Source organism: Escherichia sp. KTE96 (genome assembly GCF_000408525.1).
In the GTDB taxonomy this organism is placed as follows: Bacteria; Pseudomonadota; Gammaproteobacteria; order Enterobacterales; family Enterobacteriaceae; genus Escherichia; species Escherichia marmotae.
In genome coordinates this window covers 1861274-1885995 of record NZ_KE137149.1, presented here as the reverse complement: position 1 = coordinate 1885995, position 24722 = coordinate 1861274, and the positions used below count along the sequence as shown (strand labels likewise).

Here is a 24722-nt window from a genome sequence, read left to right as displayed (position 1 = left end):
CATCGGAGTCACCCGTAGGCCTGATAAGACGCGTTAAGCGTCGCATCAGGCATCATTCATCGGATGCGGCGATAACGCCTTATCCAGTCTACAGTGCAGGTGAGGCTTAAACTACTACACGTCCAGCAGCAGACGCGTCGGATCTTCCAGCAACTCTTTGATTGTCACCAGGAAACCCACGGATTCGCGACCATCGATCAGGCGGTGATCGTAGGACAGCGCCAGGTACATCATCGGCAGGATCTCAACCTGACCATTCACCGCCATCGGACGATCTTTAATAGCGTGCATGCCCAGAATTGCGCTCTGCGGCGGGTTGATGATAGGCGTAGACATCAGGGAACCGAACACACCACCGTTGGTGATGGTAAAGTTACCACCGGTCAGATCTTCAACCGTCAGCTTGCCGTCACGGCCTTTCACAGCCAGCTCTTTGATTTTCTTCTCAATGTCAGCCATGCCGAGGGTATCGACATCACGCAGAACCGGCGTTACCAGACCGCGCGGCGTAGAAACTGCCATGCTAACGTCGAAATAGTTGTGGTAAACCACATCATCGCCATCAATAGATGCGTTCACTTCCGGGTAACGTTTCAGCGCTTCAACAACCGCTTTCACATAGAAGGACATAAAGCCCAGACGGATGCCGTGGCGTTTTTCAAACGCTTCACCGTACTGCTTACGCAGATCCATAATCGGCTTCATGTTGACTTCGTTGAACGTGGTCAGCATAGCGGTGGAGTTTTTCGCTTCCAACAGACGCTCTGCCACGCGCTTACGCAGACGAGTCATCGGTACACGTTTTTCGCTACGAGCAGCCAGTGCTGGTTGAGCCGCCGGAGCAGTTGCTGCCGGAGTTGCATCTTTCGCCGGGGCTTTCGCCAGATGTTTTTCCACATCTTCACGGGTCAGACGACCGCCAACACCGGTGCCTTTAATAGCGCTGGCATCGAGGTTGTGTTCAGCCAGCAGGCGACGGATCGCCGGGCTTAACGCGTCGTTGTTTTGCTCTTCCAGAGACGCCTGCTGACGTTGCGCAGGCGTGGACGCTTTCTCTTCAGATTTAGCGCTGGTTTCTTTACCCGCGCTATTGCCTTCACGCAGGCGGCCGAGGATCTGACGAGACGTTACGGTTGTACCTTCATCTTCCAGAACCGCATCCAGAATGCCGTCTGCTGATGCCGGTACTTCCAGTACCACTTTGTCAGTTTCGATTTCCACCAGCACTTCATCACGTACGACTGCGTCGCCGGGTTTTTTATGCCAGGTTGCGACGGTGGCATCAGCTACGGATTCAGGCAGGTCAGGGACCAGAATATCTACGCTACTCATTTTGTATCCTTTATTTATTCGACGTTCAGCGCGTCATTAACCAGATCTTGTTGCTGTTTCTGGTGAACGGACATATATCCTACCGCCGGAGAGGCGGAGGCCGGGCGGCCTGCATAACGCAGAGAAGCCCCAAACGGAATCACTTCACGGAAATGATGCTGGCTGCAGTACCATGCGCCCTGGTTGAGCGGCTCTTCCTGGCACCAGACAAAATCCTTGACGTGAGCAAACTGCTGCAACACTTCCTGCATCGCTTTATGCGGGAACGGGTAGAGTTGCTCGATACGCACGATGGCGACATCTTGTTGATTGTTCTTACGGCGTTGTTCAAGCAGGTCGTAATAAACCTTACCAGAACACATCACTACGCGCTTCACGCCCTTCGGATCAAGCTCGTCGATTTCACCGATGGCTGGCAGGAAGGTGCCGTTCGCCAGTTCTTCGAGGCTGGAAACCGCCAGCGGATGACGCAGCAGCGATTTCGGTGACATGACCACCAGCGGACGACGCATCCCGCGCAGCGCCTGGCGACGCAGCATGTGGTAAACCTGTGCCGGAGTAGACGGTACGCAAACCTGCATGTTTTGCTCGGCGCAAAGTTGCAGATAACGTTCCAGACGCGCGGAGGAGTGCTCCGGCCCCTGCCCTTCGTAACCGTGCGGCAGCAGCATCACCAGACCACACATACGGCCCCATTTCTGTTCGCCGGAGGAGATGAACTGGTCAATAACGACCTGGGCACCGTTGGCAAAGTCACCGAACTGTGCTTCCCAGATGGTCAACGTCCGCGGTTCTGCGGTGGCATAACCGTATTCAAATGCCAGCACTGCTTCTTCAGACAGTACGGAGTCCCAGACGCGGAACGCGCCCTGACCGTTATGAATATGTTGCAGCGGCGTATAAGTGGAGCCGTTGGACTGGTTGTGAATCACTGCGTGACGGTGGAAGAAGGTTCCGCGACCGGAGTCTTCACCAGACAGACGAACCGGAATACCTTCATCAACCAGCGTGGCGTAAGCAAGGTTTTCCGCGCCGCCCCAGTCAAACAGTTTTTCACCGGCCGCCATCGCCTGGCGATCACCATAAATCTTGGCAACGCGAGACTGCATCTCAATGGCTTCTGGCACCGTGCTGATACGTTTTGCCAGTTCCTGCAAACGCTTCATCTCAACCTTGTTCGGGTATTCTTCATCCCATTCGTGGTTGAGATACGGCGACCAGGTGAAAGAGTGCATGTTCATCGGACGCCACTCAGCCACTACGCAATCGCCCGCATCCAGCGCATCGCGGTACAGGTTAACCATCTCGGTGGCATCTTCCAGCGTCGCCACTTTTTCCTGCTCCAGCTTGTCCGCGTAGATTTTGCGCGGCGTCGGATGTTTTTTGATTTTCTGATACATCAGCGGCTGGGTTGCACTCGGCTCGTCGGCTTCGTTGTGGCCGTGACGGCGGTAGCATACCAGGTCGATGAAAACATCACGTTTGAAGGTGTTACGGAAATCGAGCGCCAGACGGGTAACAAAGGCAACCGCTTCCGGATCATCCGCATTAACGTGGAAAATCGGTGCCTGTACCATCTTACCAATATCAGTACAGTACGGCGTAGAACGGGCATCCAGCGGGTTAGAGGTAGTGAAGCCCACCTGGTTGTTGATAACGATACGCACCGTACCGCCAACTTCATAACCACGCGCTTTTGACATGTTCAGGGTTTCCTGAACTACGCCCTGTCCGGTCACTGCGGCATCACCGTGGATGGTGATTGGCAGCACTTTGTTGCTGCTCGGCTCATCAAGTCTGTCCAGACGGGCACGAACAGAACCGATAACCACCGGGCTTACAATCTCAAGGTGAGACGGGTTAAACGCCAGCGCCAGGTGTACCAGGCCGCCATCGGTCTGGAAGTCAGACGAGAAGCCCATGTGGTATTTCACGTCGCCCGTGCCGAGGTGTTCTTTATGTTTACCGGCAAACTCGTCGAACAAGTCTTGCGGTTTTTTACCCAGCACGTTCACCAGCACGTTCAGACGACCACGGTGCGCCATCCCGAGAACCACTTCGCGGGTGCCGCTGTTGCCAGCGTGGCGGATCATCTCTTTAAGCATCGGGATTAACGCGTCACCGCCTTCCAGCGAGAAGCGTTTTGCGCCAGGGAATTTTGCACCGAGGTAACGTTCAAGGCCTTCAGCGGCGGTCAGTTCGCTTAAGAAGCGTTTTTTCTCTTCGCTATTGAACGTCGCGCGACCAGACTCGATACGCTGTTGGATCCAGCGTTTTTCTTCGGTGCTGGTAATGTGCATATACTCGGCGCCAATCGGGCCGCAGTAGGTTTGCTTGAGAGCTTCCAGCAGCTCGCCGAGTTTCATGGTTTCTTTGCCGCTGGCAAATGAACCGACGTTGAAGGTCTCCTGGAAGTCTGCTTCGGTCAGATCGTGGAAAGACGGATCCAGATCGGCCACTTTATCTTGCTGCCACAGTCCCAGCGGATCGAGATTCGCATGCTGGTGACCACGGAAGCGGTATGCGTTAATGAGCTGCAGGACTTTAACCTGCTTCACATTGGTGTCAGGGTCGGAGATCGTTGAAGAGTAACGTGAAGCATCTTTCGCCAGGCGGCGGAAATATTCACGCGTTTGAGAGTGGAATTGATCCGGTTTGACTCCCGTACCAGGTAACTGCTGGAACGTCGAACGCCAGTTAGCGTCAACCGAGTCAGGATCGGTTAAGAAGTCTTCATAGAGCTGTTCTATCCAGCTCTGGTTTGCGCCAGAGAGGTAAGAAGAGTCCAACCAGGCTTTCAAAGCGCTGTTCTGCATCGTGATCCCTTAAGCATCTTTTTTATGCTTACTTAATACTCTAAATAGTTCACGTTTCAGGAAGTTGGTCAGCTTGTGAATCCCCGGGAGCTTACACTCAGTAAGTGACCGGGGTAAGCAAGCGCAACCAACGCACATGCAACGTGAAATATGACGAGTATTTTCGCCGTGGATACTACCACGCACAATGATGTGCGTGCCGGGGTTCACTTGTTGCGGACTTGTCGTATTTTCTGCGTCCGCTAAGGAACCTTTAAAAACTGTCTTAGTGTCAGGGGCAGTTTTTAAAGATTTCCTGCATTTCTTTTGTAAGCCGGATAAGGCGTTCACGCCGCATCCGGCTCTGGTTGCCTGATGCGACGCTTGCGCATCTTATCAGGCCTGAGGTTTACGCATTGCGTTGCAACAACATCGACTTGATATGGCCGATGGCGCGCGTCGGGTTCAGCCCTTTTGGACAGACACTGACGCAGTTCATGATGCTGTGACAGCGGAATACACTGAATGCATCGCTCAAACCGTCAAGGCGGCTGTCAGTCTCGGTATCACGGCTATCGATAAGGAAACGATACGCCGCTAACAAGCCTGCCGGACCGATAAACTTATCGGGGTTCCACCAGAAAGACGGACAAGAGGTTGAACAACATGCGCAGAGAATACATTCATACAGCCCGTCGAGTTTTTCACGTTGCTCTGGCATTTGTAAATGCTCACGAGCTGGTAGATTTTGTCCATTATTCAACAAGTAAGGCTTAATTTTCTCATATTGGGCATAGAATTGTCCCATGTCTACCACCAAATCGCGGATCACCGGTAAACCAGGCAGCGGGCGAATCACAATCTTCTTGCCCGGCTGGTTGAGTGCCGAAATTGGGGTTATACAAGCCAGACCATTTTTGCCGTTCATGTTCAGACCGTCAGAACCGCACACCCCTTCACGGCAGGAGCGGCGGAACGACAGGCTGGGATCTTTCTCTTTGAGCTGAATAAGCGCATCCAGCAGCATCATGTCGCGACCTTCTTCCGCTTCCAGGGTGTAATCCTGCATACGCGGAGCATCATCAACATCCGGGTTATAGCGATAAATTGAAAACTCGAGTCTCATTTTCCTGTCTCCGCATTAGTAAGTACGAATCTTCGGCGGGAATGCCGGGCGCAGTTTCGGTTCCATGTTGACGCTACGTCGCGTCATGGATTCCGACTCTGGCAGATACAGGGAGTGGCACAGCCAGTTTTCATCATCACGATCCGGGAAGTCGAAGCGGCTATGCGCGCCACGGCTTTCGGTACGGAAATTAGCAGAAACAGCCGTTGCATAAGCCGTTTCCATCAGGTTATCCAGTTCCAGGCACTCAACGCGCTGAGTGTTGAACTCACTGGAGGTGTCATCCAGACGAGCATTTTTCAGCCGCTCGCGGATCACTTTCAACTGCTCAAGGCCTTTCGCCATCGCATCACCTTCCCGGAATACCGAGAAGTTATGCTGCATACATTCTTGCAGTGCTTTGCGAATCGCCACCGGATCTTCACCGTTACGGTTGTTGTTCCAGCGATTCATGCGTTCCAGAGAGGCTTCAACATCAGACTCGCTGGCATCGCGCAGTGCACCCTGTTCACTGATAGATTCTTGCAGATGCAGACCCGCCGCTCGTCCAAATACCACCAGATCCAGCAGAGAGTTACCGCCAAGACGGTTAGCGCCGTGTACCGATACACAGGCAATTTCGCCCACCGCAAACAGCCCTGGAATCACCACATCTTCGCCTTTCTCGTTCACGGTCAGCGCCTGACCAGTCACTTTGGTCGGAATACCGCCCATCATGTAGTGGCAGGTTGGGATAACCGGAATCGGTTCTTTCACCGGATCGACGTGAGCAAAGGTTCGGGAGAGTTCAAGGATACCCGGCAGACGGGATTCAAGAACTTCTTTACCCAGGTGGTCGAGTTTCAGTTTTGCGTGTGGCCCCCACGGACCATCACAGCCGCGACCTTCACGGATTTCGATCATGATGGAACGCGCCACCACATCACGCCCCGCCAGGTCTTTGGCGTTCGGTGCATAACGCTCCATAAAGCGTTCGCCATGTTTGTTCAGCAGATAACCGCCTTCACCACGACAACCTTCAGTCACCAGCACACCCGCACCCGCAATGCCGGTCGGGTGGAACTGCCACATTTCCATATCCTGCACTGGTACGCCAGCACGGATAGCCATGCCAACGCCGTCGCCGGTATTAATGTGGGCGTTAGTGGTGGACTGATAAATACGCCCAGCCCCGCCAGTCGCCAGCACCGTTGCGCGGGCTTTGAAGTAAACCACTTCACCGGTTTCGATGCACAGTGCGGTACAACCAACCACCGCGCCATCCTGATTTTTCACCAGATCCAGCGCATACCATTCGGAGAAAATCGTGGTGTGATTTTTCAGGTTCTGTTGGTAAAGCGTGTGCAACAGTGCATGACCGGTACGGTCAGCCGCCGCCGCAGTACGTGCCGCCTGCTCACCGCCGAAGTTTTTCGACTGGCCGCCAAATGGACGCTGATAAATACGACCATCATCAAGGCGCGAGAACGGCAGGCCCATATGTTCCAGTTCCAGAATCGCTTCCGGCCCGGTTTTACACATATATTCAATCGCGTCCTGGTCACCGATATAGTCCGACCCTTTGACGGTGTCGTACATATGCCATTCCCAGTTATCTTCATGGGTATTACCCAGCGCAACGGTAATGCCGCCTTGCGCAGAAACAGTATGGGAACGGGTCGGGAAGACTTTGGAAAGCAGCGCACAGGTCTGGCCGCTCTGGGAAATTTGCAGCGCCGCGCGCATACCTGCGCCACCGGCACCAATCACAACTGCATCAAATTCTCTGACTGGCAATTTCATCACACACCCCACACCACAACGAATCCATAAATCACGTAAACCACCAGCGCAACAACAATTACCAGTTGCAGCATCAGACGCAAGGCCAGCGGTTTAACGTAGTCGGTCAACACCTGCCACATGCCGATCCAGGCATGAATCAAGATGGAAAACAGCGCCAGCAGGGTAAACACTTTGGTGAACGCAGAGGCAAAGAAACCGATCCAGACTTCATATGTCAGCTCGCTACTGGTAGCGAAAAAACCAACCATATAAATGATGTAGAGCGTCAGGACGATAGCGGTGGCGCGAACGAGGATGAAATCATGTACGCCATTGCGTCCTAATGCGGAGGCGTTGCTTACCATACGAGGACTCCTGCGAGAAGTGAAAGCACGACAGTGATAACAAAGGAGATTTTGGCGGAGCGTTTACCCGCTTCGAATGTTTCTTCCAGATAGCCAAAATCCATCATCATGTGGCGAATACCTACGACGACGTGATATGCCAGAGCGGTAAGGATGCCCCACATGATAAATTTGACGAAGAAGCTGCCCATAATGGCGGAAGCTTGTTCGAAACCTTCGGGGGAAGAGAGACTGGAACCCAGAAGCCACAGCAGGATGCCCACTGCAACAAACGTGATCACACCGGAAACGCGATGAAGAATGGACGCTATCGCCGTGATGGGGAACCGGATGGTCTGTAGGTCCAGATTAACAGGTCTTTGTTTTTTCACATTTCTTATCATGAATAACGCCCACATGCTGTTCTTATTATTCCCTGGGGACTACGGGTACAGAGGATAACTTTCTGTTACCTGGAGACGTCGGGATTTCCTTCCTCCGGTCTGCTTGCGGGTCAGACAGCGTCCTTTCTATAACTGCGCGTCATGCAAAACACTGCTTCCAGATGCGAAAACGACACGTTACAACGCTGGGTGGCTCGGGATTGCAGGGTGTTCCGGAGACCTGGCGGCAGTATAGGCCGTTCACAAAATCATTACAATTAACCTACATATGGTTTGTCTGGTTTTATCCAGAACAGTGATCTGAGTCACGATAAAAACATTTATTTAATTTTTAATCATCTAGTTTGACAATCATTCAACAAAGTTGTTACAAACATCATCAGGAAAAGCATATAATGCGTAAAAGTTATGGGGTCACTATTTCACCTAAGATTAACTTATGTAACAGTGTGGAAGTATTGACCAATCCATCCAGGACAGTTATTAGTGATAGACAGGTTTAATAATTCGGATTGCTAAGTGCTTGATTCGCCGTTTATTCGTCATCAATGAATACTTTACCTGCAAGCGCCCAGAGCTCTGTACCCAGGTTTTCCCCTCTTTCGCAGAGCGGCGAGCCAAATAACAATCGGGTAAAGCCAGGTTGATGTGCGAAGGCAAATTTAAGTTCCGGCAGTCTTACGCAATAAGGCGCTAAGGAGACCTTAAATGGCTGATACAAAAGCAAAACTCACCCTCAACGGGGATACAGCTGTTGAACTGGATGTGCTGAAAGGCACACTGGGTCAAGATGTTATTGATATCCGTACTCTCGGCTCAAAAGGTGTATTCACCTTTGACCCAGGCTTCACTTCAACCGCATCCTGCGAATCTAAAATTACTTTTATTGATGGTGATGAAGGTATTTTGTTGCACCGCGGTTTCCCGATCGATCAACTGGCGACCGATTCTAACTACCTGGAAGTCTGTTACATTCTGCTGAATGGTGAAAAACCGACCCAGAAACAGTATGACGAATTTAAAACTACGGTTACCCGCCATACCATGATCCACGAACAGATTACTCGTCTGTTCCACGCCTTCCGCCGCGACTCTCATCCGATGGCGGTCATGTGCGGTATTACCGGCGCACTGGCGGCGTTTTATCACGACTCACTGGATGTTAACAATCCGCGTCATCGTGAAATCGCGGCGTTCCGTCTGCTGTCGAAAATGCCGACCATGGCAGCAATGTGCTACAAGTATTCCATTGGTCAGCCATTTGTTTACCCACGCAATGACCTCTCCTACGCCGGTAACTTCCTGCACATGATGTTCTCCACACCGTGCGAACCGTATGAAGTCAATCCGATTCTGGAACGCGCGATGGATCGTATTCTGATCCTGCACGCAGACCATGAACAGAACGCGTCGACCTCTACCGTGCGTACCGCTGGCTCTTCGGGTGCGAACCCGTTCGCCTGTATCGCAGCAGGTATCGCCTCTCTGTGGGGGCCGGCTCACGGTGGTGCTAATGAAGCTGCGCTGAAAATGCTGGAAGAAATCAGCTCGGTGAAACACATTCCGGAATTTATGCGTCGTGCGAAAGATAAAAATGACTCTTTCCGCCTGATGGGCTTCGGTCACCGCGTGTATAAAAACTACGACCCACGCGCCACAGTAATGCGTGAAACCTGCCACGAAGTGCTGAAAGAGCTGGGCAGCAAAGATGAGCTGCTGGAAGTGGCTATGGAGCTGGAAAACATCGCGCTGAATGACCCGTACTTTATCGAGAAGAAACTGTACCCGAACGTAGATTTCTACTCCGGTATCATTCTGAAAGCGATGGGTATTCCGTCTTCTATGTTCACCGTGATCTTCGCCATGGCGCGTACTGTCGGCTGGATTGCTCACTGGAGCGAAATGCATAACGAAGGCATGAAAATCGCCCGTCCACGCCAACTGTATACTGGTTACGAAAAACGCGATTTTAAAAGCGATATCAAACGCTAGTCTTTGATTACTGCGCAGTAAATTCTTTTAACCCGTCCTCTATATGGCGGGTTAATTTTTATATGCCTAAACACAAAAAACTGTAAAAATTAAATCGAGTACAAATATCCATAAATAGGGTTAAAAAATGTGATAACTCATATTCTGAGCAGAATGATAAGTTTAACTTTATACTTCCCCGTCGGTAGCATCATTAACCCAATGAAAATTATGCATATCCAAATGCGCCCTACCTTCATCACATAAAACAATAAATTTACACAATCAATTAATGGCCCCATTACATAACAAGATTTTTAATATTGTTAAATAAAACAAAACATATTCAATTGCCAGCTCAGATATTCTTGTCACGCAATACTCTATCTCTTTATTTAAAGGACTCAGTTATGTTTAAAGGACAAAAAACATTAGCTGCACTGGCTGTATCTCTGTTGTTCACAGCACCTGTTCATGCTGCTGATGAAGGTTCCGGTGAAATTCACTTTAAAGGTGAAGTTATTGAAGCACCGTGTGAAATCCATCAGGATGATATCGATAAAGAAGTTGAACTCGGCCAGGTGACCACCAGCCACATTAATCAGTCACATCACAGCGATGTCGTTGCTGTCGACCTACGCTTAGTCAATTGCGATCTGGAAAACTCTAATAACGGTTCCGGTGGCAAGATTTCTAAAGTCGCAGTCACCTTTGACAGCTCAGCGAAAACCACCGGTGCAGACCCGATACTCAACAATACCAGCACTGGAGAAGCCACCGGTGTCGGTGTGCGTTTAATGAATAAGGATCAAAGTAATATCATTTTAGGCACAGCTTCTCCGGACATCGACCTGGCACCGACGTCCAGCGAGCAAACGCTGAATTTCTTTGCCTGGATGGAACAAATTGATCAGGTTACACCAGTAACTCCAGGCGCAGTTACGGCTAACGCGACCTACGTGCTGGATTATAAATAAGTATTATTTTGGCGGCGTCATCGCCGCCTTTCTTCAAATATTTATCAGGTATGGACACCGTGAATATTTATCGACTCTCTTTTGTATCCTGCCTGGTCATGGCGATGCCTTCCGCAGTGGCGGTCGAATTCAACCTGAATGTCCTCGATAAATCAATGCGCGACCGCATTGATATTTCATTATTAAAGGAAAAAGGTGTCATTGTTCCCGGTGAATATTTTGTTAGCATTGCAGCAAATAATAACCAAATCAGTAATGGGCAAAAAATTAACTGGCAAAAAAATGGTGACAAAACCATTCCGTGCATCAATGAATTACTGGTCGATAAATTTGGCTTAAAACCTGAAGTCCGTCAGTCGTTACCACTGATAAATCAGTGCGTCGATTTTAGCTCCCGACCTGAAATGCTCTTCAATTTTGATCAGACCAATCAGCAACTGAATATCACTATTCCGCAAGCCTGGCTGGCGTGGCATTCAGAAAACTGGATGCCCCCCTCCACATGGAAAGAAGGTGTCGCCGGGATCCTGATGGATTACAACCTGTTTGCCAGCAGCTACCGCCCACAGGATGGCAGCAGCAGCACTAACCTGAACGCCTACGGAACAGTCGGAATTAACGCAGGGGCATGGCGCTTACGCAGTGATTACCAGTTGAATCAGACCGATAGCGATGATAACCATGAACAGTCAGGCGAAATATCACGCACTTATCTTTTTCGCCCATTACCGCAATTAGGTTCAAAATTAACCCTCGGTGAAACGGATTTCAGTTCCAATATTTTCGATGGCTTTTCTTATACCGGCGCGGCACTGGCGAGTGACGATCGGATGTTACCGTGGGAACTGCGCGGCTACGCCCCACAAATTAGCGGTATAGCACAAACCAATGCCACGGTGACTATCAGTCAATCAGGCCGCGTTATTTACCAGAAAAAAGTCCCGCCAGGCCCGTTTATCATTGATGACCTTAATCAGTCCGTCCAGGGTACGTTAGATGTTAAAGTGACAGAGGAAGATGGTCGTGTGAATAATTTCCAGGTGTCGGCAGCATCAACGCCCTTCCTGACGCGCCAGGGGCAGGCTCGCTATAAACTGGCCGCAGGCCAGCCACGACCCTCCATGTCACATCAAACTGAAAATGAAACCTTTTTTAGCAATGAAGTTTCCTGGGGGATGCTCTCAAATACCTCGCTGTACGGCGGCCTGCTGATTTCTGGTGATGACTACCATTCTGCCGCATTGGGTATCGGGCAAAATATGCTCTGGCTTGGCGCGCTATCGTTTGATGTCACCTGGGCCAGTAGCCATTTTGATAACCAGCAGGACGAGCGAGGCTTAAGCTATCGCTTTAATTACAGCAAACAAGTAGATGCCACAAACAGCACGATTTCGCTCGCCGCTTATCGCTTCTCAGATCGTCATTTTCACAGCTACGCCAACTATCTGGATCACAAATACAACGACAACGATGCGCAAGATGAAAAACAGACAATCAGCTTATCCGTAGGCCAACCGATTATCCCGCTGAATCTCAACCTGTACGCCAACCTCTTACATCAGACCTGGTGGAACGCAGATGCCTCCACGACTGCCAACATCACGGCGGGCTTTAATGTTGATATTGGTGACTGGAAAGATATCTCAATCTCAACGTCGTTCAATACGACCCACTACGAAGACAAAGATCGCGACAACCAGATTTACTTGTCGATTTCATTACCCATTGGTAACGGTGGTCGAATCGGTTATGACATGCAAAACAGTAGCAGCAGCACCACACACCGCATGTCATTGAATGATACGCTGGATGAACGTAATAGCTGGGGCATGTCTGCAGGAATGCAATCCGATCGCCCGGATGATGGCGCACAGTTGAGCGGCAACTATCAACATCTGAGTTCGGCGGGCGAATGGGATCTTTCTGGCACCTATGCCGCCAATGATTACAGCTCTGTCAGCACTAGCTGGAGCGGTTCTTTCACCGCAACCCAATATGGTGCAGCGTTCCATCGCCGCAGCTCCACCAATGAACCACGGTTGATGATCAGCACCGATGGCGTGGCAGATATCCCGGTTCAGGGCCAACTCGATTATACCAATCATTTTGGTATCGCCGTGATACCGCTAATTTCCAGTTACCAGCCGTCCACCGTGGCAGTCAACATGAATGATTTACCTGACGGCGTGACGGTAGCAGAAAATGTCATCAAAGAAACGTGGATTGAAGGCGCGATTGGTTACAAATCGCTGGCATCCCGTTCCGGTAAAGACGTTAACACCATCATTCGCACCGCCAACGGCCATTTCCCACCTCTCGGTGCCGATATCCGGCAGGATGACAGCGGTATCAGCGTGGGTATGGTTGGCGAAGAAGGTCATGCCTGGTTAAGCGGTGTTGCTGAAAATCAACAATTTACCGTGATCTGGGGTGACAAACAAAGTTGCATTATTCATCTACCAGAACGTCTGGAAGACACAACAAAACGCCTGATTTTACCTTGTCATTAATTAAGGAAAAGCGAATGACATTTATTAAAGGACTGCCACTGATTCTGTTAACCGTCAGCCTGGGTAGCTACGCTGCAGTGCAACCTGATCGCACACGCATTGTGTTTAACGCCAATGATAAAGCCACCAGCCTGCGAATAGAAAACCAGAGTGACAAACTGCCTTATCTTGCTTATTCCTGGATAGAAAATGAAAAAGGGGAGAAAAGCGACGATCTTCTGGTCGCCCTGCCACCGATTCAACGTCTGGAACCGAAAGCAACATCGCAAGTGCGGATTGTAAAACAAGCATCAACTCCAAAATTGCCCGGCGATCGCGAAACGCTGTTCTACTATAACATGCGCGAAATTCCTCCAGCCCCGGATAAAAGCAGCGATCATGCGGTACTTCAGATCGCTATCCAAAGTCGTATCAAATTGTTCTGGCGACCTGCAACGTTACGCAAGAAAACAGGTGAACATGTAGAGCTGCAGTTACAGGTTAGCCAACAGAGCAACCAACTGACACTGAAAAATCCTACCGCCTATTATCTGACTATCGCCTACCTGGGGCAAAATGAAAAAGGGGTACTCCCCGGTTTCAAAACCACTATGGTCGCACCTTTCGGCTCGGTAACCACTCATACGGGAAGCTATAACGGCAGTCAATTTTACCTCGGCTACATGGATGATTACGGCGCATTGCGAATGACCACCCTGGACTGTAACGGGCCGTGCCGTTTACAGCCAGTGGAGGCGAAGAAATGAGTGCTGGCAAAGGATTATTACTTGTTATTTGTCTGCTATTTCTGCCGCTGAGGTCTGCGCTGGCGCTGGACTGTTATTTTGGTGCATCGGGTGGTCAGGTAGAAAAATCAGAAAATATTCAGCCGTTTGCTGTACCGGGTAATGCCAAACCCGGCGATAAAATCTGGGAGTCTGATGATATTAGAATTCCCGTCTATTGCGACAACAATACTAACGGCAACTTTGAGAGTGAGCATGTTTTTGCTTGGGTAAACCCGTACCCAGGCGTGCAGGATCCCTATTATCAATTAGGCGTAACCTATGAAGGTGTGGACTATGACGCCAGTCTGGGGCAAAGCCGCATCGACACGAATCAGTGTATCGATAGTAAGAAAATTGATATTTACACCCCGGAACAGATCATTGCGATGGGCTGGCAAAACAAACTTTGCTCCGGTGAGCCGACAAATATTCATAAATCACGGACTTTTATTGCACGTATGCGACTTTACGTCAAAGTCCGCACCATGCCGCCTCATGATTATCAAAGTACTCTCAGCGACTACATCGTGGTGCAATTTGATGGCGCGGGCAGTGTTAACGAAGATCCCACCGCCAGAAACCTGAAATATCATATTATCGGTCTGGAAAACATTCGCGTGCTGGATTGCAGCGTGAATTTTTCTATTACCCCAGCCAATCAGGTGATTGATTTCGGTAAATTTAATGTGCTGGATATCCGGCGGCATAACATGACAAAAACGTTCGGTATTAAAACGACCAAATCACAAAATGATCAATGCACCGACGGATTTAAGGTTAGCTCCTCGTTTTATACAGAAGAAACGTTAGTTGAAGACGATAAAGCATTACTCATTGGCAACGGACTTAAGCTGCGGTTACTGGATGAAAACGACTCGCCCTACACCTTCAACAAATACAGCGAGTATGCCGATTTCACCAGCGACATGTTGATCTACGAAAAAAACTATACGGCTGAACTTTCGTCCACGCCAGGCACTCCCATCGAGGCTGGGCCATTCGACACGGTGGTGCTTTTTAAAATTAACTACAACTGATGAGACTAATGCCCTTTGCCAGTACAGGGCATCTTATTCAGATAATTGCTGATTTTCCCCTTTTCCTTGATTGCCGTTATTTTTTCCAGGTCCGGCTTTCTTTATGCTGTATCGATACACCAAAGATAAAATAACGAGGATACGAAGGATGCCAGTCTTGCAGTGGGGAATGTTATGTGTGTTGTCACTTCTCCTTTCTATTGGCTTCCTCGCGGTACATCTCCCGGCGGCGCTATTGCTCGGACCGATGCTCGCCGGGATCATCTTCAGTATGCGCGGAGTGACCCTGCAACTCCCCCGCTCCGCTTTTCTCGCCGCGCAAGCCATTCTTGGCTGCATGATTGCGCAAAACCTCACCGGTTCTATTCTCACCACTCTGGCCGTTAACTGGCCGATTGTGTTAACTATTTTGCTGGTAACGTTGCTTTCCAGCGCCATCGTGGGCTGGTTATTGGTGCGCTATAGCTCACTGCCCGGAAATACCGGTGCCTGGGGCTCCTCGCCTGGTGGTGCGGCGGCAATGGTTGCTATGGCACAAGATTACGGCGCAGATATTCGCCTGGTGGCGTTTATGCAGTATCTGCGAGTTCTGTTTGTCGCGGGCGCGGCGGTTCTGGTAGCGCGAATGATGCTGGGCGATAACGCTGAAGCGATGAATCAGCAAATAGTCTGGTTCCCGCCCGTCAGCATAAATCTCCTGTTTACCGTCTTGCTCGCGATCATTGCTGGCACGGCGGGATGCCTGTTGCGTCTTCCTTCCGGCACGATGCTCATCCCGATGCTGGCGGGTGCGGTGCTCCAGTCTGGCGAGTTCATCACGATTGAGTTACCGGAATGGCTGCTGGCGATAGCATATATGGCGATTGGCTGGCGGATTGGGCTGGGTTTCGATAAGCAAATCTTACTGCGGGCATTACGCCCACTGCCGCAAATCCTGTTGTCGATTTTTGCACTGCTGGCTATTTGTGCCGGTATGGCGTGGGGGCTGACCTGGTTTATGCATATTGATTTTATGACCGCCTACCTCGCCACCAGCCCTGGCGGGCTTGATACGGTAGCGGTCATCGCCGCAGGGAGCAATGCCGATATGGCGCTCATCATGGCGATGCAAACCCTGCGCCTGTTCAGTATTTTGCTGACGGGGCCAGCCATTGCGCGGTTTATTTCAACCTATGCGCCGAAACGTTCTGCCTAGTGCTGGCAGCCAGGGCACCAGTAAAACGGGCGCGAAGATAGCGTGGTTTTCTCAATGATGCTGCCACACCGTTCGCACTTCTCACCATCACGATGAAAAACCTTAAAGCTGAACAGCGCCCCGTGATGTTTATTCTCATCAACCTGACCACGCGTTTTGTACGAGAGGCGCGGGATATCCAGTAGCGCGTGCGACAGCGCATCCAGTTGTGTCGCATTAAGTTCTTTCGCTTTATGATTTCCGGTCAACCCAACCTGCCAAAGGATCTCCACCCGCAGATAGTTGCCCAGCCCCGCCAGAAACGCCTGATCGAGCAGTAATCCGGCGAACTGACGGTTACGAAAGCGCGGCGACAATAACCGTTCTTTCACCCCTTCCGACGTCAGATTCGGGTCGAGCACATCGGGGCCGACCCGTTGTAAGAACGGATGCGTAGTCAATTGTCCCGGCGTCAACATCTCAATATCCGAGGCGCTATAAAGCAGAATGGTTTTGTCGACCGTTTGCAGTTTTACCCGCAACACCCGCGTGGTCTGCGGCTCTTCGCCGGTATCAACCACTCGCCAGACACCGTAGAGTTGGTTATGGCTATAAAGCGTTAACCCGCCGGAAAAATGGGTCAGCAACGCTTTTCCGCGCGTTTCCACATGGGTGACGTGTTGACCAATAAGTTGTGATTGATAAGTTTTTAACTGCGGGAAGGCAAACCAGACATCGGTCAGTGGTTTGCCTTTGATCGCCGCCTCCAGGTTATCCGCTGCACGGCGGATCTCCGGGCCTTCAGGCATGGTGATTTCCTTTTTTCGTTCTTTATTCAACGGGATTATGCTGCAACCATAATCCCTTTTTCGGCAAATGCAGATCGTAGCCGGCGGGCGAATGCCAGTGCATGCTCACCGTCGCCATGCAAACAGACTGTCTGTACTGTTACCGTCGCCCATTCGCCAGTGATACTCTTCACTCTGCCGTGTTGCACCATCTCCAGCGTTTGCCCCAACGCCTGTTCTTCATCTTCAATCAACGCGCCTGGCTGGCTTCGCGACACCAGCGAGCCGTCAGCCTGATATCCACGATCGGCAAACACTTCCTCACGCGTTGTCAGGCCATATCGCTTGCCTGCACGAATCAGTTCGCTTCCTGCCAGTCCAACGAGAATCAATGCCGGATCGCAAGCGTAAACCGCTCTGGCGATGGCGTCTGCCAGTTGTGCGTCTCTCGCCGCCTGGTTGTACAGCATGCCATGGGGTTTGACGTGACGCATCACACCACCTTCACCACGGGCAATCGCCGCCAGCGCGCCAATCTGATACAACGTCTGGGCGTAAACCGTTTCCGGCGGCAGTTGCATGGCGCTGCGTCCAAAGTTTTCCCTGTCGGGGAAACTCGGGTGCGCGCCAATCGCTACACTATTTTTTATTGCTTCACGCACGCAAGCCTGCATAGTTTGCGCGTCGCCTGCATGAAATCCACAGGCAATATTGACTGAGGAAACCAGCGTTAATAGCTCAGCGTCACTGGCGCAGCCTTCACCCAGATCGGCGTTCAGGTCAATTTTCATTGTGCAGCCGCCACGCTAATTGTTCGAAATAACGTTGCTGATCCTGCCGCGCTTTTAGTGCCTCTTCCAGTGAACACTGGACAAAATGAATCGGCTGTCCGAGTGGAATTTGCGCCAGATGGTACATATCGGCCTCAATGATACAGGCAATGCGCGGATAACCGCCGGTCGTCTGTGCATCATTCATCAACACAATCGGCTGACCGTTATGCGGCACCTGCACCACGCCCGGCAACAAGCCGTGAGATAACAACTCGCGGGATGTATTACGCTTTAAGATTTGCCCCTGTAAGCGATAGCCCATCCGGTTACTTTGCGGGCTAAGCTGCCAGGGCGAACGCCAGAATGCATCCTGCGAGGCGCGATCGAACTCATGGTATTCCGGCCCCGGTAAGGCGCGAATCCGGTTACCCCACAGCAACTGTTTAACGCCTTGCGCTTCCATAAAATCACGCTTCGCTTTGCCGATGGGGAGTCGGTCTCCATCCTTCAGTAAGCGCCCTTCCAGCCCGCCAATCCCTACTTTGAGATCGGTACTGCATGATCCCATCACTGGCGGAACATCAATACCGCCCGCCACGGCCAGATAGCTGCGTACACCATGTTGTGGGCGTTTAAGCGTTAAACGCTGACCTGCTTTCATCGGCAAACGCCAGCCCGTCCAGACGGCGTTATCATCCAACCGAGCTTCGCAACCCGCGCCTGTCAGGGCAAACCAGCCGTCGCGTTCAAATTCAACCGTTAACTGACCGAGCGTGATTTCCAGTGCCGGAGCGTTAGCATCATTACCCACCAGCAGGTTAGCAATGCGCAGCGCAGGCAAATCCAGCGCTCCACAGTGGCTGATACCCGACTGGCGAAAGCCGTGACGACCGCCATCCTGAACAGTGGTGTACATCCCCGCGCGAATAATCTTCAGCATACTCCCTCCTTCTGCGGCACAAAGCGCACGCTGTCTCCAGGACGTAATAAGATAGGCTCGTCACGGGTCGGGTCAAACAAACTGAGCGAGGTATGACCAATCAACTGCCAACCGCCCGGCGTTGCCACCGGATAAACACCCGTTTGCGATCCACCGATCCCGACAGACCCCGCCGGAACAAGCAAGCGCGGTTCTGCGCGTCGTGGCGTGTTTAGTTGTTCCGGCAAACTCCCGAGATACGGGAAGCCCGGTTGAAAACCTAAAAACCAGACCACGTATTCCACGGAGGAGTGCAATTCAACAACCTGTTTTTCGCTCAACCCACAATGCGCCGCAACCACCGACAAATCCGGCCCGCCTGCGCCACCATAAACCACCGGGATTTCGATAAAGCGTGACTCTGGCTCCAGTGCCTCACTCTCCTCCCACCAGCGTTGCAAACGCTCTATAGCATCCAGCGCCAGCGACTCCGGATTACGTAAAATCACCGTGATATTGTTCATGCCGGGAATGGCTTCAACCACATTCGGCATATCCACCAGACGCTGGGCCAGTCGCCAGATACGTTTCTGGCTTGCCAACGTCACTGGCGGCTCCAGCTCCAGCACTACCGCCGTTTCGCCTAACAGATAACAACGCGCTCGTTGCACTTTCGATCCCTCTGATTATTCGTTATGCAGGATTAGGAATATCAATAAAGGTCACATCAAGATCGGTATTTTCATTCAACCACTCGCTTAACGCGCGAATACCACCGCGTTCAGTAGCATGGTGCCCCGCAGCATAAAAATGCAATCCCTGCTCGCGGGCAGAATGAATGGTTTGTTCAGAAACTTCGCCAGTAATAAAAGCATCCACGCCAAAACGCGCGGCGCTATCGATAAAACTTTGCCCGCCCCCCGTGCACCAGGCGACGCGCTGTACCACCTCCGGGCCGTTGTCGCCACACCACAACGGCTTGCGTCCCAGACGCGCTTCAATCCACGAGGCAAGTTCCAGCCCCGGCACCGGCATCGTCAGTTCACCCCACGGCACAAGTGGTTCGATCTCACCCATTACCGTAATCCCCAGCAATGCCGCTAACTGCGCGTTATTGCCCAGTTCCGGATGCGCATCCAACGGCAGATGCCAGCCATACAGGTTGATGTCATTCGCCAGCAAGGTTTTCAAACGGTTACGCTTCATGCCGCGAATCACCGGCGATTCGCCTTTCCAGAAGTAGCCGTGATGCACGATCACCGCATCAGCCTCAAGACGCACAGCTTCATCGAGCAGCGCCTGGCTGGCGGTGACGCCGGTAACAATTTTTTGCACCGTCTCCTGGCCTTCCACTTGCAAGCCATTCGGCGCGTAATCACTTATCGCCGCGCTGTTCAGTTTCTCGTTAATCAGTTGTTCCAGTTCGGTGTTTTTCATCTTCGCGCCTTCTGTATTCTGATAGCTACACCGTTAACATAGCGTTACCTCGCCTGTTCGTCGATAGCCAATCTTTTGACATATTAAGAAACAAACACACCGCCAAAAGACGCAAATTGTTTATCTCGCCACGCCATAGTTCATGTATATTTATGCAAACAGACAGCATATTGCATAAATAATCAGATCTGTTTCAAGGTTTTAACTTTAAAGAAACACACGCACGCCACGCAACTATTACGTGGTGTCGCATCCAACCGCGGAATTATTATGAATAAACACGCATCACAGCCGCGCGCTATCTACTACGTTGTCGCGCTACAAATCTGGGAATATTTTAGCTTCTACGGCATGCGTGCCCTGCTGATTCTCTATCTCACCAACCAACTGAAATACAACGATACTCACGCTTACGCGTTATTCAGCGCCTACTGTTCGCTGGTGTATGTCACGCCGATCCTTGGCGGTTTCCTCGCGGATAAGGTTCTCGGCAACCGCATGGCAGTGATGTTGGGGGCGTTGTTGATGGCGATCGGGCATCTGGTGCTGGGTGCCAGCGAAATCCACCCGACATTCCTTTATCTCTCGCTGGCGATTATCGTCTGCGGCTATGGCCTGTTTAAATCTAACGTCAGTTGCCTGCTAGGTGAACTCTACGAGCCAACCGATCCACGTCGTGATGGCGGTTTCTCGCTGATGTATGCGGCGGGTAACGTGGGTTCTATTATCGCACCTATCGCCTGCGGTTATGCCCAGCAAGAGTACAGTTGGGCAATGGGCTTTGGCCTGGCTGCGGTTGGGATGATCGCCGGGCTGGTTATCTTCTTATGTGGCAATCGTCATTTCGCTCATACCCGCGGCGTTAACAAAGAGGTGCTGTGTGCGAAAAACGTTCTCCTGCCAAACTGGGGATGGCTGCTGGTTCTGCTGGTCGCAACGCCTGCACTGATTACCGTATTGTTCTGGAAAGAGTGGTCGGTTTACGCCTTAATTGTCGCCACTATCATTGGTCTTGGCGTGCTGGCAAAAATTTATCGCAAAGCAGAAAACCAGAAACAGCGTAAAGAGCTGGGGCTGATTGTCACTCTTACCTTCTTCAGCATGTTGTTCTGGGCCTTTGCACAGCAGGGCGGCAGTTCAATCAGCCTTTATATCGACCGTTTCGTTAACCGCGATATTTTTGGTTACACCGTTCCGACCGCCATGTTCCAGTCGATTAATGCCTTTGCCGTGATGCTGTGCGGTGTGTTCCTGGCGTGGGTCGTAAAAGAGAGTGTCGCGGGTAATCGTACCGTGCGCATCTGGGGGAAATTTGCACTTGGCCTCGGCCTGATGAGTGCCGGATTCTGCATTCTGGCCTTAAGTGCCCGCTGGTCTGCAATGTATGGTCACTCTTCTCTGCCACTGATGGTGCTGGGGCTGGCGGTGATGGGCTTTGCCGAACTGTTTATCGACCCGGTTGCCATGTCGCAAATTACACGCATTGAAATCCCCGGCGTGACCGGTGTATTAACCGGCATTTATATGCTGCTTTCTGGTGCGATTGCCAACTATCTGGCGGGGGTCATTGCCGATCAGACATCGCAAGCTTCGTTTGATGCTTCCGGGGCGATCAACTACTCCATCAATGCATATATTGAAGTGTTCGATCAAATCACCTGGGGTGCGCTGGCTTGTGTGGGGCTGGTACTGATGATTTGGCTGTACCAGGCGCTTAAGTTCAGAAACCGTGCGCTGGCGCTGGAGTCTTAATAAGTCAACACCGATGCCTGATGCGACGCTGACGCGTCTTATCAGGCCTGGATTCCCCTGCAATATATTGATTTTGCACTATTTAGTAGGCCGGATAAGGCGTTCACGCCGCATCCGGCATCCGGCATCCGGGCACGATTGCCTGACGCGTCTGTTATTTCCACTTCCTCGCAGCCTCATACGCTGCCAACGTTCGTACTCTCGCTTCTTTGTGATCAACAATCGGTTGCGGATAATCCAGCTTCACGCCTGCTTTCTCCGCCCATTTCCACGGCTCATGCACCAATTTCCCCGGCACATCGCGCAGTTCCGGTAACCACTGGCGGATAAACTCACCTTCGCGGTCAAATTTCTCGCCCTGAGTTGTCGGGTTAAAGATACGGAAATACGGCGCGGCATCAGTTCCGGTAGAAGCCGCCCATTGCCAGCCGCCGTTATTGGCAGCCAAATCACCATCAATCAGTTGCGACATAAAATATCGCTCGCCTTCGCGCCAGTCGATCAACAAATCTTTCACCAGAAAACTGGCAGTAATCATCCGCAGACGGTTATGCATCCAGCCAGTGCCATTAAGCTGGCGCATGGCAGCATCAACAATCGGATAGCCGGTCTTGCCTTCCTGCCAGGCCTTTAAATGCGCGGGGTTACTCTGCCACTGGACGCGATCGGTCCAGGCAATAAACGGGCGATGTTTACACAGCGAGGGGTGATACGTCATCAGATGGCGGTAGAACTCACGCCAGATCAGCTCATTAAGCCAGACGCTACCTGCCCCGCCCTCCAGCGCCTGCGGTTGCTCTGCCAGCAGGCGATGCAAACACTGACGAGGCGATAATACTCCCGTGGCCAGGCTGGCGGACAAACGGCTGGTGCCTTCCACTGCCGGAAAATTTCTTTGTTGCTCATACTCTCCGGCACCGCTCTGGCAAAACTGGCGTAATTGTGCAATCGCCGTTTTTTCTTCCACCGGAAAATGCGCTGTGTCGAAAGACTGACGGGGATAATTCAGCGTAATGGATGACGGGGGCGCTATCGATCCGCTACTACGAACTTTTGGTGCAGCGACGCACTCCGGTATCCCTTCCCGCAGCCGTTTCAGCCAGGCATTTTTAAACGGAGTAAAAACTTTGTACATCTCATGATTGCCGGTCATCACCGCGCCCGGTGGCAGGATCACGCTGCCGTCAAATCCTTCACACACCACGTTATGCAACGTTTTCTCAACCAGGGCATCCCGCGCTCGCTCGTTCACCTCGTACTGATAGTTATAAAACAGATGGGTTACGCGGTTTTCCTCACACACCTGTTTAACCATTTCAACGCTGGCGGCAAAATCATCCACTTCATGAAACAACAAGGGAATGCCTTTTTCCGCCAGCATGATTTGCAGTGTATTAAGTTGAGCATTGATAAATTCAGCCTGACGCGGCGACATATTATGCGTCGCCCACTGACGAGGTGTAGCAATATACAGCGCCAGCACGCGTGCAGACGGATTGCGACAGGCAGCCGCCAGCGCCAGATTATCGTGCAGACGTAAATCCTGGCGGAACCAGACCAGATGGGTGGTCATAAAACTCCTGCATAGCGCAAGTTAAAAATACGCGGCCAAAGTTCGAAATAACGCTGCCCTGAAAGCCAGGCGTTAGGATAAAGCGCCATATAGTGTTTGATACGCATCAGCGGCGCAAGAAGAGGCTGCTCGCCACGGCGATAACTGTCGATAAGCGCAGCCAGTTGCTGGCGTTCTGTAGAATCAAGGTACGGGCGAAAATAACCCTGAACGTGCATCAAAACGTTGGTGTGATCGCGCGGGTTGGCGGGGTGAGAAAGCAAAACAATTACGCGTTGGCGATATTCGTTGTAATAGTCATCCAGATTTTGCCACCGGTGAATATCAGCCACAAACGGGCCAAGTTTGCGGTACTCAGGCTGGGAATGAGCCAGAAAGACGAGTTTATAGCGGCTGTGATAATCGAGAAGCGCCCCGCGCGTTAAGCCTCGCTCTTTGAGATTGTGTAACGCATGCAAAGCAAAAATGCGGATAAGGGGGCTGTCATCTAATAGTTGGTGATCCATTACTGCTCCTGAACGGTTTACAGGAGTAAGTGTAGACGATGGGAAATGAGATTTGTGGAGTTAATCCTGTTGTAGGAATGTGTGATGGGACGTTTAGTGTGCTAAACGAGAATTAAATAATAAAAAGCCGGGAAGATTTTAGGAGCTTTCTCGGCTTTATTTAACTGATTATCTAATTTCCCATTTAATAGAACTATCTAAAGAGGTTAGCGGACAACTTAGAAAATTCTCGCTCCCTATGAAAGCCAAGTTATATCTCATAATATTCTTTCTGCCATAATACAATGAGTGATTTTTACTAGAAAACTTCATTAAATTGCTAAAGTCCTTTGGTGGAATATAGTACCCATTTTGAGAATCCAATACTTCATGCATATCTTGTATTACAATTCTACAAATATTTAAATGGTTATTAGTGAAAAGAGGTGATGAATGAACAGTATCAGTCTCGATAATAATAATCAACTCATCATCATCATAAGTTGTGAGATTAACGCTAAGCTCTTGTCCCTCAAAAGACCAATGATTTAAGGTTGCTTCAGCACAAAGCGATAATAGTAATTTATTATCACTCGAAAAATTTTTCAAAGTCATCCCATTGCCCTCGATTAATAATTTTATCTCTCAGGAAAATATGCCCTTTCTCACCATTAATATTTATATTCAGATGAGGGAATGTCGATTTCCCCACACCTTGCCCCCAGGGCGAGATTACGAAAGTCCGCTCCCCGCAAGGACTGACGCCAGATAGTTTCTGTCCATAGCTGCTTTTC

Annotated in this window: 23 protein-coding genes; 8 read left to right on the top strand and 15 right to left on the bottom strand. The window is 51.0% G+C overall.

From position 1 onward, the window contains the following. Positions 1 to 114: 114 nt before the first annotated feature. From odhB to sdhC, 6 genes are all read right to left on the bottom strand, one after another. Complete coding sequence (gene odhB / locus A1WG_RS05785) at positions 115 to 1332, bottom strand: 2-oxoglutarate dehydrogenase complex dihydrolipoyllysine-residue succinyltransferase (protein ID WP_000099819.1); 1218 nt, start codon at positions 1330 to 1332, stop codon at positions 115 to 117. Between the two features lie 14 nt (positions 1333 to 1346). Continuing rightward, positions 1347 to 4148 carry a 2-oxoglutarate dehydrogenase E1 component gene (gene sucA / locus A1WG_RS05790; RefSeq protein ID WP_001181470.1) on the bottom strand — a complete coding sequence of 934 codons (2802 nt, stop codon included), beginning with the start codon at positions 4146 to 4148 and terminating at the stop codon, positions 1347 to 1349. Positions 4149 to 4536: 388 nt separating this feature from the next. After that, positions 4537 to 5253 carry a succinate dehydrogenase iron-sulfur subunit SdhB gene (gene sdhB, locus A1WG_RS05795; protein ID WP_001235258.1) on the bottom strand — a complete coding sequence of 239 codons (717 nt, stop codon included), beginning with the start codon at positions 5251 to 5253 and terminating at the stop codon, positions 4537 to 4539. Between the two features lie 15 nt (positions 5254 to 5268). Then, a complete protein-coding gene (sdhA, locus tag A1WG_RS05800; protein ID WP_000775533.1) occupies positions 5269 to 7035 on the bottom strand; it encodes a succinate dehydrogenase flavoprotein subunit in 1767 nt (588 codons plus the stop codon). Continuing rightward, entirely contained in the window at positions 7035 to 7382 is a 348-nt protein-coding gene (gene sdhD, locus A1WG_RS05805) for a succinate dehydrogenase membrane anchor subunit (RefSeq protein ID WP_000254367.1), read from the bottom strand. Before sdhD ends, sdhA begins: the two co-directional genes overlap by 1 nt. Then, positions 7376 to 7780 carry a succinate dehydrogenase cytochrome b556 subunit gene (gene sdhC / locus A1WG_RS05810; RefSeq protein ID WP_000263344.1) on the bottom strand — a complete coding sequence of 135 codons (405 nt, stop codon included), beginning with the start codon at positions 7778 to 7780 and terminating at the stop codon, positions 7376 to 7378. Before sdhC ends, sdhD begins: the two co-directional genes overlap by 7 nt. A gap of 380 nt (positions 7781 to 8160) precedes the next feature. Between sdhC and A1WG_RS24670 the strand changes: the two genes are divergently transcribed. The 7 genes from A1WG_RS24670 to A1WG_RS05840 all read left to right on the top strand — a co-directional run bounded on the left by A1WG_RS24670 (position 8161) and on the right by A1WG_RS05840 (position 16222). Then, positions 8161 to 8268 (top strand): hypothetical protein, encoded by a 108-nt coding sequence (locus A1WG_RS24670; RefSeq protein WP_122983127.1) that lies wholly within the window; start codon positions 8161 to 8163, stop codon positions 8266 to 8268. 205 nt (positions 8269 to 8473) lie between these two features. Beyond that, positions 8474 to 9757, top strand: a complete 1284-nt coding sequence (gene gltA, locus A1WG_RS05815; RefSeq protein ID WP_000785838.1) for a citrate synthase — start codon at positions 8474 to 8476, stop codon at positions 9755 to 9757. Positions 9758 to 10146: 389 nt separating this feature from the next. Continuing rightward, the gene (locus A1WG_RS05820) at positions 10147 to 10713 is read left to right on the top strand and encodes a fimbrial protein (protein ID WP_000472404.1); all 567 of its coding nucleotides are present in this window, start codon (positions 10147 to 10149) and stop codon (positions 10711 to 10713) included. Positions 10714 to 10763: 50 nt separating this feature from the next. Further along, on the top strand, positions 10764 to 13223 hold the full coding sequence (locus tag A1WG_RS05825) for a fimbria/pilus outer membrane usher protein (RefSeq protein WP_165770241.1): 2460 nt from the start codon (positions 10764 to 10766) through the stop codon (positions 13221 to 13223). A gap of 14 nt (positions 13224 to 13237) precedes the next feature. Next, on the top strand, positions 13238 to 13969 hold the full coding sequence (locus A1WG_RS05830) for a fimbrial biogenesis chaperone (RefSeq protein ID WP_001515994.1): 732 nt from the start codon (positions 13238 to 13240) through the stop codon (positions 13967 to 13969). Continuing rightward, positions 13966 to 15027: a fimbrial protein gene (locus A1WG_RS05835; RefSeq protein ID WP_001272413.1), complete on the top strand. Its 1062-nt coding sequence runs from the start codon at positions 13966 to 13968 to the stop codon at positions 15025 to 15027. Before A1WG_RS05830 ends, A1WG_RS05835 begins: the two co-directional genes overlap by 4 nt. Before the next feature lie 148 nt (positions 15028 to 15175). After that, complete coding sequence (locus A1WG_RS05840) at positions 15176 to 16222, top strand: AbrB family transcriptional regulator (protein WP_001515993.1); 1047 nt, start codon at positions 15176 to 15178, stop codon at positions 16220 to 16222. On the opposite strand, the gene nei is transcribed toward A1WG_RS05840, so the two are convergent. Genes nei through ybgI form a run of 5 tightly spaced genes read right to left on the bottom strand, consistent with a single transcriptional unit; the run spans position 16219 to position 20118 of the window. Continuing rightward, positions 16219 to 17010, bottom strand: coding sequence for an endonuclease VIII (nei, locus tag A1WG_RS05845; RefSeq protein ID WP_001515992.1), 792 nt, complete (start codon positions 17008 to 17010; stop codon positions 16219 to 16221). The two genes, A1WG_RS05840 and nei, sit on opposite strands and share 4 nt — an antisense overlap. Before the next feature lie 35 nt (positions 17011 to 17045). Beyond that, positions 17046 to 17780, bottom strand: coding sequence for a 5-oxoprolinase subunit PxpA (pxpA, locus tag A1WG_RS05850; RefSeq protein ID WP_016242609.1), 735 nt, complete (start codon positions 17778 to 17780; stop codon positions 17046 to 17048). After that, positions 17770 to 18702: a 5-oxoprolinase subunit PxpC gene (gene pxpC, locus A1WG_RS05855; RefSeq protein WP_001515990.1), complete on the bottom strand. Its 933-nt coding sequence runs from the start codon at positions 18700 to 18702 to the stop codon at positions 17770 to 17772. The genes pxpA and pxpC overlap by 11 nt, the downstream gene beginning before the upstream one ends. Beyond that, entirely contained in the window at positions 18696 to 19352 is a 657-nt protein-coding gene (pxpB, locus tag A1WG_RS05860) for a 5-oxoprolinase subunit PxpB (protein ID WP_001188383.1), read from the bottom strand. Before pxpB ends, pxpC begins: the two co-directional genes overlap by 7 nt. A gap of 22 nt (positions 19353 to 19374) precedes the next feature. Next, on the bottom strand, positions 19375 to 20118 hold the full coding sequence (ybgI, locus tag A1WG_RS05865) for a radiation resistance protein YbgI (protein WP_000798885.1): 744 nt from the start codon (positions 20116 to 20118) through the stop codon (positions 19375 to 19377). A 270-nt stretch (positions 20119 to 20388) separates the two neighbouring features. On the opposite strand from ybgI, the gene dtpD reads away from it, so the two are divergent. Continuing rightward, entirely contained in the window at positions 20389 to 21870 is a 1482-nt protein-coding gene (gene dtpD, locus A1WG_RS05870) for a dipeptide permease DtpD (protein ID WP_001032669.1), read from the top strand. A 154-nt stretch (positions 21871 to 22024) separates the two neighbouring features. On the opposite strand, the gene phrB is transcribed toward dtpD, so the two are convergent. From phrB to A1WG_RS24995, 4 genes are all read right to left on the bottom strand, one after another. Then, a complete protein-coding gene (gene phrB, locus A1WG_RS05875) occupies positions 22025 to 23443 on the bottom strand; it encodes a deoxyribodipyrimidine photo-lyase (RefSeq protein WP_001515989.1) in 1419 nt (472 codons plus the stop codon). Beyond that, positions 23440 to 23949, bottom strand: coding sequence for a YbgA family protein (locus A1WG_RS05880; protein ID WP_000350026.1), 510 nt, complete (start codon positions 23947 to 23949; stop codon positions 23440 to 23442). The genes phrB and A1WG_RS05880 overlap by 4 nt, the downstream gene beginning before the upstream one ends. A 168-nt stretch (positions 23950 to 24117) precedes the next feature. Continuing rightward, positions 24118 to 24543 carry a hypothetical protein gene (locus A1WG_RS05885; RefSeq protein ID WP_001515988.1) on the bottom strand — a complete coding sequence of 142 codons (426 nt, stop codon included), beginning with the start codon at positions 24541 to 24543 and terminating at the stop codon, positions 24118 to 24120. Next, positions 24518 to 24722, bottom strand: a 205-nt coding sequence (locus A1WG_RS24995) for a hypothetical protein (RefSeq protein WP_016242608.1), incomplete at its 5' end; no start/stop codon positions are given. The genes A1WG_RS05885 and A1WG_RS24995, both read right to left, overlap by 26 nt.

Bases quoted from the DNA above. Each gene is read 5' to 3' on its own strand.
- pxpA (WP_016242609.1), bottom strand. From the start codon at position 17,780: ATGAAAATTGACCTGAACGCCGATCTGGGTGAAGGCTGCGCCAGTGAC.
- sucA (WP_001181470.1), bottom strand. From the start codon at position 4,148: ATGCAGAACAGCGCTTTGAAAGCCTGGTTGGACTCTTCTTACCTCTCT.
- A1WG_RS05830 (WP_001515994.1), top strand. From the start codon at position 13,238: ATGACATTTATTAAAGGACTGCCACTGATTCTGTTAACCGTCAGCCTG.
- ybgI (WP_000798885.1), bottom strand. From the start codon at position 20,118: ATGAAAAACACCGAACTGGAACAACTGATTAACGAGAAACTGAACAGC.
- phrB (WP_001515989.1), bottom strand. From the start codon at position 23,443: ATGACCACCCATCTGGTCTGGTTCCGCCAGGATTTACGTCTGCACGAT.
- A1WG_RS05825 (WP_165770241.1), top strand. From the start codon at position 10,764: ATGGACACCGTGAATATTTATCGACTCTCTTTTGTATCCTGCCTGGTC.
- gltA (WP_000785838.1), top strand. From the start codon at position 8,474: ATGGCTGATACAAAAGCAAAACTCACCCTCAACGGGGATACAGCTGTT.
- A1WG_RS05885 (WP_001515988.1), bottom strand. From the start codon at position 24,543: ATGACTTTGAAAAATTTTTCGAGTGATAATAAATTACTATTATCGCTT.
- nei (WP_001515992.1), bottom strand. From the start codon at position 17,010: ATGCCTGAAGGCCCGGAGATCCGCCGTGCAGCGGATAACCTGGAGGCG.
- dtpD (WP_001032669.1), top strand. From the start codon at position 20,389: ATGAATAAACACGCATCACAGCCGCGCGCTATCTACTACGTTGTCGCG.
- A1WG_RS05820 (WP_000472404.1), top strand. From the start codon at position 10,147: ATGTTTAAAGGACAAAAAACATTAGCTGCACTGGCTGTATCTCTGTTG.
- A1WG_RS05835 (WP_001272413.1), top strand. From the start codon at position 13,966: ATGAGTGCTGGCAAAGGATTATTACTTGTTATTTGTCTGCTATTTCTG.
- sdhC (WP_000263344.1), bottom strand. From the start codon at position 7,780: ATGTGGGCGTTATTCATGATAAGAAATGTGAAAAAACAAAGACCTGTT.
- sdhA (WP_000775533.1), bottom strand. From the start codon at position 7,035: ATGAAATTGCCAGTCAGAGAATTTGATGCAGTTGTGATTGGTGCCGGT.
- odhB (WP_000099819.1), bottom strand. From the start codon at position 1,332: ATGAGTAGCGTAGATATTCTGGTCCCTGACCTGCCTGAATCCGTAGCT.
- A1WG_RS24670 (WP_122983127.1), top strand. From the start codon at position 8,161: ATGCGTAAAAGTTATGGGGTCACTATTTCACCTAAGATTAACTTATGT.
- A1WG_RS05840 (WP_001515993.1), top strand. From the start codon at position 15,176: ATGCCAGTCTTGCAGTGGGGAATGTTATGTGTGTTGTCACTTCTCCTT.
- pxpC (WP_001515990.1), bottom strand. From the start codon at position 18,702: ATGCTGAAGATTATTCGCGCGGGGATGTACACCACTGTTCAGGATGGC.
- sdhB (WP_001235258.1), bottom strand. From the start codon at position 5,253: ATGAGACTCGAGTTTTCAATTTATCGCTATAACCCGGATGTTGATGAT.
- sdhD (WP_000254367.1), bottom strand. From the start codon at position 7,382: ATGGTAAGCAACGCCTCCGCATTAGGACGCAATGGCGTACATGATTTC.
- A1WG_RS05880 (WP_000350026.1), bottom strand. From the start codon at position 23,949: ATGGATCACCAACTATTAGATGACAGCCCCCTTATCCGCATTTTTGCT.